The 15,193-nt window shown below is 66.6% G+C and carries 8 protein-coding genes; 7 read left to right on the top strand and 1 reads right to left on the bottom strand.

The genetic code is table 11. From position 1 onward, the window contains the following. Positions 1–492: 492 nt before the first annotated feature. From KF886_08240 to KF886_08255, 4 genes are all read left to right on the top strand, one after another. Complete coding sequence (locus tag KF886_08240; protein ID MBX3177333.1) at positions 493–2,454, top strand: DUF1592 domain-containing protein; 1,962 nt, start codon at positions 493–495, stop codon at positions 2,452–2,454. Positions 2,455–2,657: 203 nt separating this feature from the next. Next, positions 2,658–3,950, top strand: coding sequence for a DUF1552 domain-containing protein (locus tag KF886_08245; protein MBX3177334.1), 1,293 nt, complete (start codon positions 2,658–2,660; stop codon positions 3,948–3,950). 100 nt (positions 3,951–4,050) lie between these two features. Further along, the gene (locus KF886_08250; protein MBX3177335.1) at positions 4,051–5,874 is read left to right on the top strand and encodes a BamA/TamA family outer membrane protein; all 1,824 of its coding nucleotides are present in this window, start codon (positions 4,051–4,053) and stop codon (positions 5,872–5,874) included. Continuing rightward, complete coding sequence (locus tag KF886_08255) at positions 5,871–10,613, top strand: translocation/assembly module TamB domain-containing protein (protein MBX3177336.1); 4,743 nt, start codon at positions 5,871–5,873, stop codon at positions 10,611–10,613. The genes KF886_08250 and KF886_08255 overlap by 4 nt, the downstream gene beginning before the upstream one ends. 6 nt (positions 10,614–10,619) lie before the next feature. Here the strand turns inward: KF886_08255 and KF886_08260 are convergent, their stop codons facing one another. Next, positions 10,620–12,719, bottom strand: a complete 2,100-nt coding sequence (locus KF886_08260) for a hypothetical protein (protein MBX3177337.1) — start codon at positions 12,717–12,719, stop codon at positions 10,620–10,622. A gap of 371 nt (positions 12,720–13,090) precedes the next feature. On the opposite strand from KF886_08260, the gene KF886_08265 reads away from it, so the two are divergent. The 3 genes from KF886_08265 (at position 13,091) to KF886_08275 (ending at position 14,995) form a co-directional block, all read left to right on the top strand. Continuing rightward, positions 13,091–13,537 (top strand): OsmC family protein, encoded by a 447-nt coding sequence (locus KF886_08265; GenBank protein MBX3177338.1) that lies wholly within the window; start codon positions 13,091–13,093, stop codon positions 13,535–13,537. A gap of 57 nt (positions 13,538–13,594) precedes the next feature. Beyond that, positions 13,595–14,494, top strand: coding sequence for an SMP-30/gluconolactonase/LRE family protein (locus tag KF886_08270; protein ID MBX3177339.1), 900 nt, complete (start codon positions 13,595–13,597; stop codon positions 14,492–14,494). 105 nt (positions 14,495–14,599) lie between these two features. Further along, positions 14,600–14,995 (top strand): VanZ family protein, encoded by a 396-nt coding sequence (locus KF886_08275; GenBank protein MBX3177340.1) that lies wholly within the window; start codon positions 14,600–14,602, stop codon positions 14,993–14,995. The last annotated feature ends 198 nt before the right edge of the window (positions 14,996–15,193 follow it).

Below are 15,193 nucleotides of genomic sequence, written 5' to 3' on the forward strand. Positions count from 1 at the left end.
GGCAACGCCCGGGGATTGAGCGGCGGGTTTCTTATACGCCCTGAAAGGGCAGCGCAGTTGAACTTCAGAAACGCTGGACTGGCTCACCACTGCGCTGCCCTTTCAGGGCGGGGAAGGTGGCGCCCCCGTATTCCCCGGGCGTTGCCCGGGGCTGGGAGCTGCACTGGCCCTTCGGGCCGAAAGAGCAGTCGATACGATTACTCCGACAAAGGCCCCAACCAGCATACATGGGCGGTTCCAGATAATTCGGGCACGGAGAAACGCCTGTGAATAATCCCGTACGCTCAAACCGGATGAGCCAAAAAGTCGCGCGGAAGATCGGATTGGGGCGGGGTTTAGCAGTATACACACGACGGACTCGCTTGGAGGTCGCTTCCCCATCTGGTATCATGTCAGGGGCCGGTGCAGGCAGCATGTGGCCAGAATTGCCGCATGACAGGTGCGCGACCGGCGTCCCGGGCGCGCCAATGCCATTCGTTGTAGAGGTATCCCATGAATCGAATCGTGTCCGCCATTCCCGTGGCGTTTGGACTCACCGCGGCTGCGTTCGCGGCCGCGGAAGATCCCATCCCCTTCGAAACCGCCGTGCGCCCGCTGATTGTGGAGTATTGCACCGATTGCCACGACGAAGTCCTTTCCCGGGGCGATTTGAACCTGGATCGTTTCCAGACGCGGGACCAGGCCATCGAGTCGCTCGCGCTCTGGCAGCGGGCCGGAATGCGCGTTCAGAACAAGGAGATGCCGCCGCGCAATAAGAAAAAGCAGCCCACGGACGAGGAGCGCGCCCTGATCCTGGAATGGATCGGCACGCTGCAGGTCAACGAGGCGGACTGCAACCAGATCGCGAACGAGGAATCGACGGCCTGGTACCGGGGCGACGTGATGAGCCGCCGGCTGAACCGGCTGGAATATGAGAACACCCTGCGTGACTTGCTCGGGGTGGATTTGGCCGTCGCCGACATGTTCCCCGCCGACGGGGCGGGCGGCGAGGGCTTCGACAACAACGGCGGAGCGCTGTTCCTCTCGTCCATACAGATGGAGAAGTACCTGGCGGCGGCCGATCTGGCGATAGAGACCGCGCTGCCCCCGCGCACCGACAACCTGACGTGCGCCGTCGAGTGGACCGGCGCAACGGGCGTCGATCCAGCCGCCGACGCGCGGTATGCCGCCCTGATCCCCGAGGCGGGCGAGCGCGGCGCGGTCGGCCGGGATGCGGCGGAGCGGGTAATTGAGGCATTCGCGGCGCGCGCCTGGCGCAAACCGCCGGATCCACAGGCGCTGGAGCGGCTCCTGACCGCCTACGACACCGCCGCGGATCGCGGCGATTCCTTCACGGAGGCCGTTAAGTTTGCGATGAAGGGCGCGCTCGTCTCGCCGCGTTTCCTGTTTCTCGCGGAGCCGCAGCCGGAGAAGAAGGGCAACTACCCCCTGGGCGACTACGAGCTGGCCTCGCGCCTGTCCTATTTCCTGTGGTCCAGCATGCCCGATGCCGAACTCTTCGCGTTCGCGGCGGAAGGGCGCCTGCAGGACCCCAACGTGCTTCAGGGGCAGGTGCGGCGGATGCTCCGCGACCCGAAGGCCTCCGCGTTGGGCCGTTCCTTCGCGGGGCAGTGGCTCGGCATTACGCAGCTCGCCGAGACCGCGAAGCCCGACGCGGGGCGCTTCCCCGAGTTCAGCGACGACCTGAAGGCCGCGATGCAGGCCGAAGCCTACACCTATTTCACGGAACTCGTGCGCGAGGACCGGAGCCTGCTTGAACTCATCGATTCGGACTACCAGTACGTGAACACGTCCCTGGCCCGCCTCTACGGCATCGACGGCATCGAGAGCGACACGCTCCAGCGCGTGCAGGTGGCCGATGCCCGCCGCGGCGGCGTGCTGGGCATGGCCGCCGTCCTGACGGCCACCTCCCACCCCCTGCGCACCAGCCCGGTGCTGCGCGGCAAGTGGGTGATGGAGCAGATCCTGGGGGCGCACGTGCCGCCGCCCCCGCCGGACGCGGGCGCCCTTCCCGAGGATGACAAACACCCCGAGGGGCTGACCTTCCGCCAGCAGCTGGAAATCCACCGGGAAAAAGCCGAATGCGCCAGCTGCCACAGCAGGATGGATCCGCTGGGTTTCGGCCTGGAGAATTTCGATCCCATTGGACGCTGGCGCGACACCCAGGCGGATCAGCCGATTGACGCCTCCGGCGTTCTGCCCTCGGGCGAAGCCTTCAATGGCCCGGTGGAGTTGAAGGGTATCCTCATGCGGCAGAAGGATGAGTTCGCGCGGAATCTGACCCGGAAAATGCTGGGCTACGCGCTCGCCCGCGACCTGAACCGGTACGACAAATGCGTGATCGACGATTGCATGGAGGCGCTGAAGGAGAACGATTACCGCCCGAGCGTGCTTTTCACCGAAATCGTGTTGAGCTATCCCTTCCGGCACCGGTATAGCGCCGGTCAGTCGTGAGGGGAGATGGACCGAGTGGACGGGTTGGAGATAGCGGACGGCCGATTTCCACGCGGTCCACATCGTCCATCCGGTCCGCTTGACCTTGCAGGCGCCGCCCGGACATGGCTATAGTTAAGCCGTTGGCAGGAATACGAACCGCAGGAACCGTCATGAACGTTATCAAGAACCACCGCATTTCCCGCCGCACCATGTTGCGCGGCATGGGCGCAGCCCTGGCCCTTCCCGCCCTGGACATCATGGCGCCCGCCCGAGCCTCGGCCGCGGCGAAGCCCCCCGTGCGCATGGCGTGCATCTACTTCCCCAACGGCGTGTGGGAAAAGGCCTGGATCCCCGAGGCCTCCGGGACGGATTTCGCGTTGCCGTATTCACTGGAGCCGCTGGAAGCGCTGCGCGGCGATATCAATATCTTCTCCGGCCTGGACAAGGCCGCCAGCCGCCAGGGCGACGGGCACTACGCGAAAACCGCGAACTTTCTCACCGGCGAACCGGTCGCGAAGACGATCGGCAAGAACATCAGCGCCGGCGGTATCTCGCTGGACCAGCTCGCCGCGCGGCACGTGGGCGGGCAGACCCCGCTTCCGTCGCTCGAACTGGGCATCGACCCGGTTATTTCCGGTATCGACAGCAACGTGGGCTTCACGCGGCTGTACGGCTCCTACATCTCCTGGCGTTCGGCCACCCAGCCGGTCGCACGGGAGATCAATCCCCGATTCGTCTACGAGCGCCTCTTCGGCGACAGCGCTCAACATGAACTCCGCAACGACCGCTACCGCAGCCTGCTGGACATCGCGCTCGAAGACGCCCGGCAGCTCCGCGGCAGGCTCGGCCGCGACGACCAGGTCAAGCTGGACGAGTACATGGACGCGGTGCGCTCGGTGGAGGAGCGGATCGAGTTTGCCATGAAGCCGGATCCCCGCGAGTGGAAGCCCGAACAGGCGCCCGAGCTCGGCGGCGCGCCGGACCCCGAGATCCCGCGCGATTTCCCGGAGCATGTCCGGCTGATGCTGGACCTGATGGTGCTGGCCTTCCAGACGGATTCGACGCGCGTGCAGACCTTCATGTTCGCCAACGACGTATCCGGCCGGAACTTCAATTTCGTGGAGGGCGTGAACGCCGGCCACCACGATCTCTCGCACCACGAAAACAAGGAAGACAAGATCGAGCAATACAAGCGGGTCAACCGCTGGCATACGGCGCAGTTCGCGTACCTTCTGGAGAAAATGCGGGCGATCCCGGAGGGCGAGGGGAACCTGCTGGACAACAGCATGATCCTCTTCGGCTCCAGCATCTCCGACGGCAACCGGCACGATCCGAACAACCTGCCCATCCTGGTGGCCGGTAAAGCCGGCGGCGCCTTCAGGACCGGCCAGCACATCGCCAGCGAGAAGAATACCCCCCTGTGCAACCTGTATCAGACGATGCTGGGCGGCATGGGCGTGGAGGTTGAGCGTTTCGGCGACAGCACCGGCGTGATGAAGGAAGTAATCGCGTAGCAACGGGCTGCTGGCCCCCGGGCGCAATGTATTCTGGTTTGGGCGGGGTCCGCGCGGGCCCCGCCCGATTGCATTACGGCAGGAAGGAACCCGATCCGGCGTGCATGGTCTGGAACGAACGCGAGGAAGCGCCAGGCGGTGGGCCGCGCTCCTGGTGTTGGGGCTGGCCGCCTCGTGCGCGCTTTCCGCCGCCGCACAGGTGGCCTACGAGACGCGCATCGAAGGCGTGGAGGCGGGCCCGATGCGCGAACTGCTCTTCTCCGTCTCCGAATGTCTACGCAAACAGGGCGAGCCGCCCGCAAGCGCCCTGCACCTCCGCCGGCGGGCCGCGCGCGATCTCGAACGCTTCAAGGACGCCTTCCATTCCCGGGGGTACTACGGCGCCACGGTGAACGTGGCGCTGGACAGGGAGGCCCGCCCCATCACCGTAACCTTCTCCGCCGATCCGGGCCTCCCGTATGTCCTCGGAACGATCCGGGTGCGCGCCGCGGACGATCCAGACGCCGCGGCGAAACTGCCCGCCCCGGAAGCCGCCGGCCTGGTGGAAGGCGCCCCCGCGATGGCGGACGCCATAGCCGGGGCCAACGCGCGGATTTTGAACCACCTGCGCGCGCGCGGTTACCCGAGGCCACGGATTGCCCGGCGGGATGTTGCCGTCGATCATGCCGCGCGCTCCGTGGCCGTTACCTACGACGTCAATCCCGGGCCACGCGCCGTCTACGGGGAGCCGCGCTACGAGGGCCTGGAACGCACACGTCCCGCCGTGCTGGATCGCCTCCTGCCCTGGGCGCCGGGCGAGCCCTATGACCAGCGCCAGATGGGCGAACTGCGGACCCGCCTGTACGACACCGGTCTGTTTTCCACGGCGACGGTGGAACCGCTGGCGGGAGAAATCGGCGAGGACGGCGCGGCCCCCATTCGGGTGGCCGTGACCGAACGGCCGCCGCGCACGATGACCGCCGGCATCGAATACAAGACCGACGAGGGCGCGGGCGCGAAATTTGGCTGGGAAAACCGCAACCTCCGGGGCCTGGGACACCGCCTGGGCCTCGAAACCACCCTGGCGACCGAGCTGCGCGCGCTGGACCTGCGCTACCGGATCGACCGCTTCCGGCGGATGGACCAGGTGCTGAACGCCTCGCTTTTTATCGGGCAGGAGGAGCGCGAAGCCTACGACAGCGATCGCGTCGAAGGGCTCGCGCTGGTCGAGCGGACGCTGAGTCCCCGGCTTACGCTTGGGGCGGGCGCGGGCTTCCGGATCGGGCGCGTGGAGCAATTGAGAGCGCGAAACAGCCACGAGTTGTTCTATTTTCCGTTGGAATTGCGGCTGGACCGATCGAATGATTCGCTCGATCCCTCGAACGGGTTCAAATTTCGGGCCCGCGTCGCGCCCTACATCGACCCCCTCGGCGATCGCACCTATTTCGGGCGGGCCGACCTCGAATTCAGCTACTACCACGGCTGGGGCACGTTAAAATCCGCCGACGGGGCAACCATCCCCCTCTGGGTGCTCGCGGCGCGCGCGCGAATCGGGGCCATCGCGGGCGCCTCCCGGGATGAGGTCCCGGCGGATGTCCGCTTCTACGGCGGCGGCGGCGGCTCCATTCGCGGCTACCGCTACCTGACCGTGAGCCCCCTTTCGGGCGATGATCCGATCGGCGGGCGCTCGCTGGCGGAGTTCTCGCTGGAATTTCGCCGACGCCTGAGCGAATCACTCGGCGTCGTATTCTTCGTGGATGCGGGCTCTGCGTTTGAAGGGGCCTATCCCGATTTCAGCGAAGATCTCCAGGTGGGCGCGGGCGCGGGTATTCGCTACTACACACCGCTCGGCCCGCTTCGCTTTGACCTGGCGATACCAGTGAACAAACGCGGCAAAATCGACGACGCGTTTCAAATCTACCTCAGCATAGGGCATGCGTTTTGACGGACGATGCAACCAGGAAGAAACGCTGGCCGAAGCGGCGCGCGATGGCGCTGCTGGCCCTGGCGTGCCTCGCGCTGGCGGGCCTCCTGTTTGGCGCGCTGCAAACGCCGCCCGCGAAACGCTTCCTGGCCGCGCGGCTGGCGGAAACGCTCTCCGGCGCGCTGCCCTGGCCCGTTCACATGGAAGGGATCGGCGGCGTTCTGCCGTTTTCCGCGACCGTGGCCGCTTTTCACATCGGAGATGCGGGCGACCCCTGGCTGGAGGTGGCGGACGCGGGGGTCGCGCTGGATTTGTTCCCGCTCTTGCGGGGCCAGGTTGCGCTGGACCGCGTCGCCGCCGCCAGCGTGACGCTGCACCGCCTGCCGCCCCCCGGCCCGCCGGAACCCGAGGAACCCGCCGGACCGCTCGCCCTGCCCGCCCTGCGCGATCTGCCGGGCTGGCTTCGTGTCGGCCGATTGCAGGTGGAGCGCGTGGCGCTGGGCGCGCCGGTGCTGGGCGAAGCCCTCGCGATGTCGCTGGCGGGCGCCTACCACCCGGAAGCGAACGAGGCGATCCAACTGGATGTGCGCGGTCTCGGCGGCGCAGATCTGCGCCTCGCCGCACGCGCCGCGCTGCGCGATGGGGCCGTTCTGTTGCGCCTGGAGGCCCGCGACGGCGTCCTGGCCCCCGTCCGGGCCGGCCTGGACGGGCCCCTGACGGCGAAAGTCGCACTCGAAGGCCCTCTGGAATCCGCTGCCTTCTCGCTGGACCTGGACGCCAACGCATCGGCCCTGCTCGCACTGAAGGGAACCCTCGGCTATACGGAACCCCTCGCCATCCAGGCGACAGGCCAGGCAACGCCTCCGGCGGACCGCCTGCCAACGTCCGTTCGCGAGCGATTTGGATCGGCCTTCGACATTTCGCTCGACGTGGCCCTGGAGGACGGCCAGCGGGTGGCCGCGCGCGAAGTGCGCGTGGGCTTTTCCGGAGGCGACCTGACCATCTCCGGAGCGTTCGGCACACTGGATCGCGCGCTGGACGCGCTCGTCGCGTTCGACTACGACGACTTTCACCGCCTGACCGGCCAGCCGCTGGAGGGCGATCCCGTGGCGCTGGCGGCCCGCATTCCGCTCGGCGGCGCCCTCGACCGCATCGCAATTCAGCCCGAACTCACGGCGGGCGGCGCGCCGCTGCTGTCCGGCGCCCTGGACATCGCGCTCGCGGACGGCGTAACCGCGACCGGGGCCTTAAGGGCGCACCCCGCCGTCCCGGGGACCCCCGCCGCGATTGCGGACCTGCTCTCGGAGGGCGCCGGACTGGACATTGACGTACGCTACGCGAATGGCGAAGCGACCTTCACCGAAACCCGCCTGACAGCCGCGCCGGCATCCCTCCGCGTAAACGGGACCGTTGCTCCCGAGACTGGCGTGCTCGCGCTGGATGTGGAGGCCGTCGCGGAAAACTTGAACGCGTTCGAGCAATTGGCCGGCTTCCCCCTCGCCGGACGCCTTGCCGCGAACCTGGCGCTGAACGGGCAGGACGCCGGATCCTCCGCACGCGGCGAGATCGCCGTGGCAAACGTGCAAGTGAATACAATCACCGCGCCGGAGGGCGTGCTGGAGCTGGACATCAGCGCCGGACGCTTTCCCGACGCCCTGGCGGAACAGATCGAGGCGGTGCTCTCGGGGCGCTTCCCGGGATTCTCGCCCCAGCCGGGCCTGCAACGTGACCTCGATCTCGCGGGAACCCTTGTATTGGAGGACCTGCGGGGCCTGACCGTCCGGGGGCTCGACATCCAGGACGGCAACCTGAGCCTGACCGGCGATGGCGCGGTGGATTTGGAGTCGCGAACCGCTGACTTTCAGGCGGGGCTCAAGGTCGCACAGATCGGCGATTACGCGGGGGCATTCGGTCTTCCCTATCGCGGCGGAGTGGACCTTCAGGCCAGCGTCCGGTCGGGCGAGTCCCCGGGCGAACTCCTGGCCGACCTCAACGGGGCGCTGAATGCCCTGGACGGCCTGCCCGCCCCCGCCGCCGGACTCCTGGGGAAGCGCGCGACGCTTTCGGGGCAACTGGCTCATGCCGGGGAGCAACTTAAGCTAAACGCGTTCAAAATAGAGGGTGGCGGGGGTGTGACCGTGGAGGCCGCCGGGGACTACCGACTGGACGAACGCCAGCTCCAGGCCCGGGCATCCGGCCGCATAGCCGATCTGGGGCCGCTGAGCGGCGTGGCCGGGCGTCCCCTCTCCGGTGGGGCGACTTTCACCCTCGAAGCTGGCGGTCCCGTGGACCGGATGGCCGCCCGGGCGTCGGTCAGCGGAACCGGCCTGGATCTCGATGTGCTGATGGCGGACACTGCGGAAGTGACAATCGACGCCGCGGGAATCCCCTCGGCGATTGCCGGCGATGTATTGGTCACGCTGAACCGGGACGGGGCCGTTCTCAGCCTCCGGGCGAGCGGTGGCCACCGCGGCGGCCTGATTTCGATAGAGTCGCTGAATCTGGAGGCGGGAGGGAACCGCCTGCGGGCGTCGGGCTCCTTCGTACCGGCGTCCGCCCGGGCAGGCGGAGAGGTTGAACTGGATGCGCCCGCCCTCGAAGGCCTCCAGACCTGGCTGAACCTGCCACTTTCCGGGAGCCTGCTGCTGTCCGCTTCACTGGACAGGGCCACGGGCGCTTTCTCCGGGGAATTGAACGCGCATGATTTAGTGCTGCCCGGATTGACGCTGGGGCGCGCTGTGGGACGGGCCGACGTAGCCAACCTGCGTGAATTTGCGGGCGCCGACGTGAACCTGGATATCGAAGCGGTTGCCGCAAGCGATATAGCACTGGACGCGGCAATCATTCGCGCGCAAGGGGATCGTGACGCGCTGGCGCTCACCGCCTCAGGTCAGGGCGAATTCCAGGATCTGACGCGCTTTAAGGTGGAGGCCGGCGGACTGTTCGGCGCCGGCGCCGCGACCTTCGAAATCAGCACGCTTGCCTTTCAATTGGAGGACGACGCCTTCGCGATAGAGGGGCCGGCCGTGATTTCGTGGGCGGATGGGGGCGCATCCCTGGGGCCGCTGGCGATCGCGGGCGACGCCGGGCGCGTGGAAGTGTCGGGCCGGTACGCCGCCGGCGCTGTGGACGTCCGCGCACAGTGGAGCGACGTTTCGCTCGGGCTCCTCGCGCTGGCCGGCATCGATCCCGCGGGGGGCGCGGTGTCCGGCGCGCTCTCCGTAACCGGCGATCCCGCCGCGCCCGAGGTGTCGCTCGACGCGGTGCTCCACGGCTACCGCGCCATGCTGGACGACATGGACACGCCCGGGCTGGACGCGAGGTTGATGGCGGAAATGGGGAGGGGCGGTGTGGAGGCCGCCCTGGAGGCCAGTGTGCCCGACGCGGCGCGTTTTGATGTCAGGGCGGCGCTACCCCTGGAGTTCGCGATTTCGCCCTGGCGATTCGCGATTCCCGAGGATGCCGCCTGGAGCGGCGTTCTGGCCGGCAATGCGGATCTCGCGGCGGTCGCTCCGCTCTTCGCGCTGGAGGGCCACGAGATTCGCGGCAAACTCAGCGCGGAACTGCGCGCGGGCGGCGCCGTGTTCTCTCCACGGCTGGACGGGGCCGTGACGATCACGGACGGCTACTACGAGAACGGCAACACCAGCACGATTTTGAACGCAATCAAGGCCTCGATTGAGGCACAGGGAGACACCCTGCGGCTCACCGAGTTCCACGCCGACGACACCGCCGGCGGCGTGTATTCGGCGGACGGCTATTTTGCGCTTCGGCCGGAAGAAAGGTCTCCCTTTGAATTCCACCTGCGGCTTGACGGGCCGAGGCTCGTTTATCGCGACGATCTGCGGGCGGAAGGGGATGGCGAGCTACATCTCGTGGGGGACAGCGGCGGCGCGTCGTTGACGGGCAATCTATCCGTGGGTCCGGCCTACCTGACCATACCCGAGGGATCGGGCGAGACCCAGATTACAACGGTGGAGTACCGGGTAAAGGGAGAGCGCGCGGAGGAGGAGGAGGAGGAGGGAAGCGCGGCGCCGGCGGGGTATCCGATTGCGCTTGACCTGGCGCTGAACCTGCCGGGGCGCATCTTCCTCACCGGCCCCGGGCTGGATTCCGAATGGTCGGGCAACTTCCGTATCAGGAACACGGCCAGCGAGCCCGGGGTCGAAGGTATCCTGCGGGTCAACAAGGGCACGCTCGACTTCCTCGGCCGCGCCTTCAGCCTGGCGGAAAGCACGATCACCTTCGATGGACAGCACCCGCCCTCGCCGTACCTCCGCATCACCGCCGAGACCGAAACGGCGGATGTACTGGCGCGCGTCCGGATGGAGGGGCTGCCGGAATCGATCAACATCACACTTGAATCCGAGCCCCCCATGCCGCAGGACGAGATTCTTGCGCGCGTTTTGTTTGGCCGGCGGCTTTCCGATGTGAGCCCCGTTCAGGCGCTCACGCTGGCCCGTTATGCGTCCCTGTTCAGGGGGCGGCAGCGCGGCGGGAGCGTCCTCGGGCGCCAGGGCCCGCAGCCCTTCCTCGTGGACCGGGTGAGCGTTCGCAGCGGTTCCGGCGTGGGAGATATGACGATCGCCACCGGCAAATACCTGAGCGACGATTTCTACCTGGAGTTCGAGCAGGGCCTCGGTGCGGCCCAGAGCCTCGTTTCGCTGGAGTGGCTCTTCGCCCCGCGCTGGTCGCTCAAGGCGCGCACCACCTCCCAGGGCGAGGGCGGCTTCGGCGTGTTCTGGAAGAAGGACTACTGACCCGGGCTACGCTTCGTCCCCGTCATTGCCGAGGCGGCGCAGCAGGAATTCATCGATCTCCCGCGCGATGCCCGTAAGCGTGGGTTCGATCGCGCTCGGCCGCATCCCCCGGGCTTCGAGCCGTTCAATGCCCTTCCGGTGCTCCTGGTGCAACCGCGCGATCTTCTCCGAATTTGTTACCCGAACCAGCATCCGCAGCGAGCGATAGCTGGATTCCAGGCGCGAGGTGGAGCTGGTGAGCGTGGTCCCGTCCTCGAAGCGGGTAAACAGGTCCCGCCACGCCATACCGAACGGCGCGGCGTAGGCGATGGCGAAGGCCTGCTCCGCCGGATTCGCGTAGCAGCGGAGGATCGCGCCGCCGACCTTCATGCAAACCAAATCGCCCAGATACGCGAAGCCCAACTCCCGGAAAGCGCGGTCGAAATCCTTCGCCTGATTCAGCGCGTTGCGCATGCCCTCGTCGATGGACTTGGCGTGGTAGTCCGGCGCCCGGAACTCGGATGCGCGGCCCTGGTAGATGCACTCGCCGGTTGCCGGGGGCGCGGACTCCTCCTCGATCTCGCGCTGCATCGCGATCCAGTCCGAGAAACTGGTCGCCAGGCGCGCTTCAATCGGCGCCGTGTCCCAGCGGTGTTGGTAGCGCCCCCGGAGAATCAGCCCCGCCAGGTCGCCCGCATCGCGCAACTTCGCCGGTTGGATCGCGAGGCCGTCTCGCCGGGGCATGGTGTCGTACAGGCCCATGTCCCGGGAAGCGAGCGCCATAATTGCCTCGGCCTCTTCCTCGTCCCGCGCCATCTGGGGCGCGCCCGTTTCCGCCGCGCGCGCTACGGTCATCAGCCCCGCAATGTCCTCCGGCGCCAGCGCAACGGCGGCGGCGTCCACCAGCCATTGCCCATCCGCCACCTTTCCCGTGAAGCGGTGGCGCGCGTACTCGCCATGGGCGAGCAGTTCGAGCCGCGCCCCGGCGGGCAGCGCGCTCAAAAGCCGCCCGATTCGCGCGCGGGCGCGCGGTGCGAACAGCACGCCGCCGCCCGAGCAGTAGAGGCTCGCTCCTCCGCCGTACCGAAACACCTGAATATAGGTCGGCGGGCGCTCCGCCGGCCAGGCGTCCCCGCCGGATTCGAAGGTGATACGAAACCCGAACTCCGGGTGGATATCCAGCGCGGCAGCAATGCGGCCCAGCAGCGGCGCTTCCTCCACCGAAACAACGGCGGGCCCGCCCTCCAACGGGTGGAGCGGGAGATCGCCCGCATGTCGCAGCACCGGTTCACACGGGTCGTACGGTTCCGCTTCATCCAGCGCGCGGCTCGCCTCTTCCGCCTCCACCACGGCCCGGTGAAACTGCTCGCCCAGCCCCAGGTGGTCGAGAAAGCGCCAGAGATTGCCCGTGTCATTGTCCAGTTCCACGCGGGAGATGTTCTCTCCCGTCAAGATGCGGATCACCTCCGCGCGATCGTGCGGGATCCCGAAGCGCGCCAGTTCCTTCGCGATCACTTCCGCGTGCAGTTCGAGGAATCGACGGTACAATGCCCGTCCCGCCAGATCCTCGAGTTCCCCAAGCAATTCGGGGGGCAGCGCGACCCCGCGCTCGGCGTACGCTTCCGCGATCGCCTCCAGCGGGCTCGTTTCGCCATACTCGTCCTCCTCATCGTCCTCTTCCTCGTCGTCCGCGCAGGGCTCGAAGAAGTCGTCTTCAAAGTCGAGGGGCGCCAGACGATGTTCCGGCAGCGGCGGAAGCGCGAGCAGATCCACCAGCTGGATGTCCCCATCCTCGCCGTAGATGTCGTCGTAATCGTCGTTCTCGGGCGCGCTTTCGCCCGCCCCGATCCAGCAGAATTCGTGAATTGTTGAGAAGGGTTCCTGTCCCGCCCGGCGCAGGTGCAGGATCCACCGGCACCCGTCCTCCGTGGTTGCGAGCAGTGCGGGGCCCTCCAACGCTTCCAGGGCCTTCAGCAGCTGGTCCGCGCCCGTCGTCCACACCGAGGCCATGGCCCAACACCAGCCATCCGCGGTTTCGACCGCGGAGACAGAGCAGTCCGCGAGGGCCGCGGACAGGGCATCGGGCGTGGTGTTGCGCGCGGCGGCGATGTGCCTTCGTACAGCCATGGGGGAACCTCCTGCGGCAATTACTCTATTGGAACTCCCCGCGCCGTAACAAGGGTGTTGCAAACATCCTGTCCGTATGAAGTTGGGCCGAAACGCTTACCGGTATTCCCTGATGCTGTGACGGGAGTGCGCAAGGCTGGAAGCGCAGGCGTCCCCGCCTGCATCTTGCGCCGCTGGCGCATCGAAGACCTGCCCTCCCAGCCTCGCACGATGGCATTCCAGGATCAGAATCGAGTTGTAAACTTCCGACGCCTGAAAGGCTCCGGCCAATTCTTCGGCGATTACCCCGCCGCCGGGCGTAAACCCGCACCCCGGGACGTCATTCATGGTACTATCACCAGATTGAACGGAATTACCGGAGGCAACGCACCATGTCCGAACACCGCGTGACGGTCCGCTGGGACCGCACTTCGCCCGACTTCACCTACGACACGTACAACCGCGAACATACCTGGACGTTTCCCGGCGGGCAATCGCTCGATGCGTCGTCCGCACCGGAGTATCTGGGCGACTCAACGTGTGTCAACCCCGAGGAGGCCTTCGCCGCGTCGGTGTCGTCGTGCCATATGCTGACCTTTCTTGCCATTGCGGCCCGAAAGCGCTATACCGTGGAGTACTACATGGATGACGCGGTGGCTGTGCTGGAGAAAAACGCCGATGGCGCCCTTGCCGTCACCCGGGTGGAGCTTAACCCGTCCGTACGCTTCAGTGGGCCGCCGACGCCAAGCCCGGAGGAAATTACCGCCCTGCACGAAAAGGCGCACCAGCACTGCTTCATTGCCAATTCGATCAAGTGTGAGGTCGTGGTGAACGAATAGGCCGCACAACGCCCGAATGGAACCCGCGGCCGCCGCCGCGGATATAAGGAGAACACCATGCTTACGAACCTGATAACATCCATCGCCCTGACCGCGCTTGCGGGCCTGCACGACCCGGCCTCCCTGGAGAAGCTGACTTCCGGCTACCAGTTTACGGAGGGGCCGGTGTGGCGCGCCGACGGGACCCTGCTCTTCAGCGATATTCCCGCAAACCGCATTTACACCGGTACCGGCGAAGTCTTCCGCGATCCGAGCCACCAGTCCAACGGGCTCACCCTGGATCGGGAAGGGCGCCTGATCGCCGCCGAGCACCAGTCCCGCCGCGTGACCCGCACCGAGAACGACGGCAGCATCACCGTGCTCGCGGAGACCTTCGAGGGCAAGAAGTTCAACAGCCCGAACGACGTAATCGTGCGAAGCGACGGCATGATCTTCTTCACCGACCCGCCCTACGGCCTCCCCGGGGGCATGGAGGACTCGGAGCTGGGTTTCACCGGCGTGTATGCGCTCGACCCCGAGACAAAAACAGTTACACTCATCGGAAAGGACTTCAACCGCCCGAACGGCCTCTGCCTCTCGCCCGACGAGAAGACCTTGTATGTGGCGGACACCGAGGGCGATCACGCGCCCAATACCAACGACAAAAAGGGCGATATCTGGGCCTTTGAGGCGGACGGGAGCGGATCCTATGGCGGCGGAAAACTTTTCTGCCAGCTCCCGTATCCCGATGGCATCAAGGCGGATGTCGAAGGCAACATCTGGGCCACCTGCACCGCGGGCGTCCAGGTGTTCAGCCCCGAAGGCGCGCTCCTGGAAACCGTCGAGACCCCGGAAGGTCCGGCGAATTGTGCTTTCGGCGGCGCCGATGGCAAGACGCTCTATATCACCGCGCGGACGAGCGTATACACCGTGCGGACCAATGTGCAGGGCATCTATCCGGCGAACCGGGATCGGTAGCGCGCGTTTCCGCCCACGGCGTCGCCGCCGCTGCCTGGCCCAGGCTTTGAACGTGTTCATGTCCCCGCCGGTGATCTTGCCGGCGCGACACGACGGAGGTAGATCGTGCAACGAGCCTATTACGCAGCCATCCTCTGCTATTGCGGCCTGATTTTCTGGATCTCCAGCCGCCCCGTTCCCGAGCTCAGCGGCCCGAAATTCCCCGGCCAGGACAAGCTGCTGCACCTGATGGCCTACGGCGTCCTGGCCGGGCTGGTGTCGCTTGGTTTGCACCGATCGGGCCGGGCCTACGCGCCGCGCCTCTTGTACTGGATTCCCGTGCTCGTTTCGGCGCTCTACGGCGTTTCCGACGAGATCCACCAGTATTTCGTGCCCGATCGCACCTTCTCCTTCGGCGATATGGCCGCGAATCTTACCGGCGCGCTGCTCGCCAGCGCCGTATGCCTTCTCTTCTTCCGCCGATTTCCCCGGTTGATCCCCGCGGAGGCGGAAGGAACCTGACACGCAGGCGAGGGATAACAGTCCATACGACTATCCGTCAACGGCTTCTCTTCTTTTCAGGATTCTCCGGTCCAATTCCGACAGAACCGTCACCGATCCACAATCACCCAAATAATTCAACGCCCGCCAACGTGGCTCAGCCTTCCAGGCTGAGGCAGCGCGAGAGGCGGTTTCGAACAGCCCATTGAGGCCGTGAAC

The organism is Candidatus Hydrogenedentota bacterium, from assembly GCA_019637335.1.
Classification (GTDB): domain Bacteria; phylum Hydrogenedentota; class Hydrogenedentia; order Hydrogenedentales; family JAEUWI01; genus JAEUWI01.

Excerpts from the sequence above, each read along its gene's own strand:
- KF886_08240 (MBX3177333.1), top strand. The coding sequence starts at position 493 with ATGAATCGAATCGTGTCCGCCATTCCCGTGGCGTTTGGACTCACCGCG.
- KF886_08245 (MBX3177334.1), top strand. The coding sequence starts at position 2,658 with ATGGGCGCAGCCCTGGCCCTTCCCGCCCTGGACATCATGGCGCCCGCC.
- KF886_08260 (MBX3177337.1), bottom strand. The coding sequence starts at position 12,719 with ATGGCTGTACGAAGGCACATCGCCGCCGCGCGCAACACCACGCCCGAT.
- KF886_08265 (MBX3177338.1), top strand. The coding sequence starts at position 13,091 with ATGTCCGAACACCGCGTGACGGTCCGCTGGGACCGCACTTCGCCCGAC.
- KF886_08270 (MBX3177339.1), top strand. The coding sequence starts at position 13,595 with ATGCTTACGAACCTGATAACATCCATCGCCCTGACCGCGCTTGCGGGC.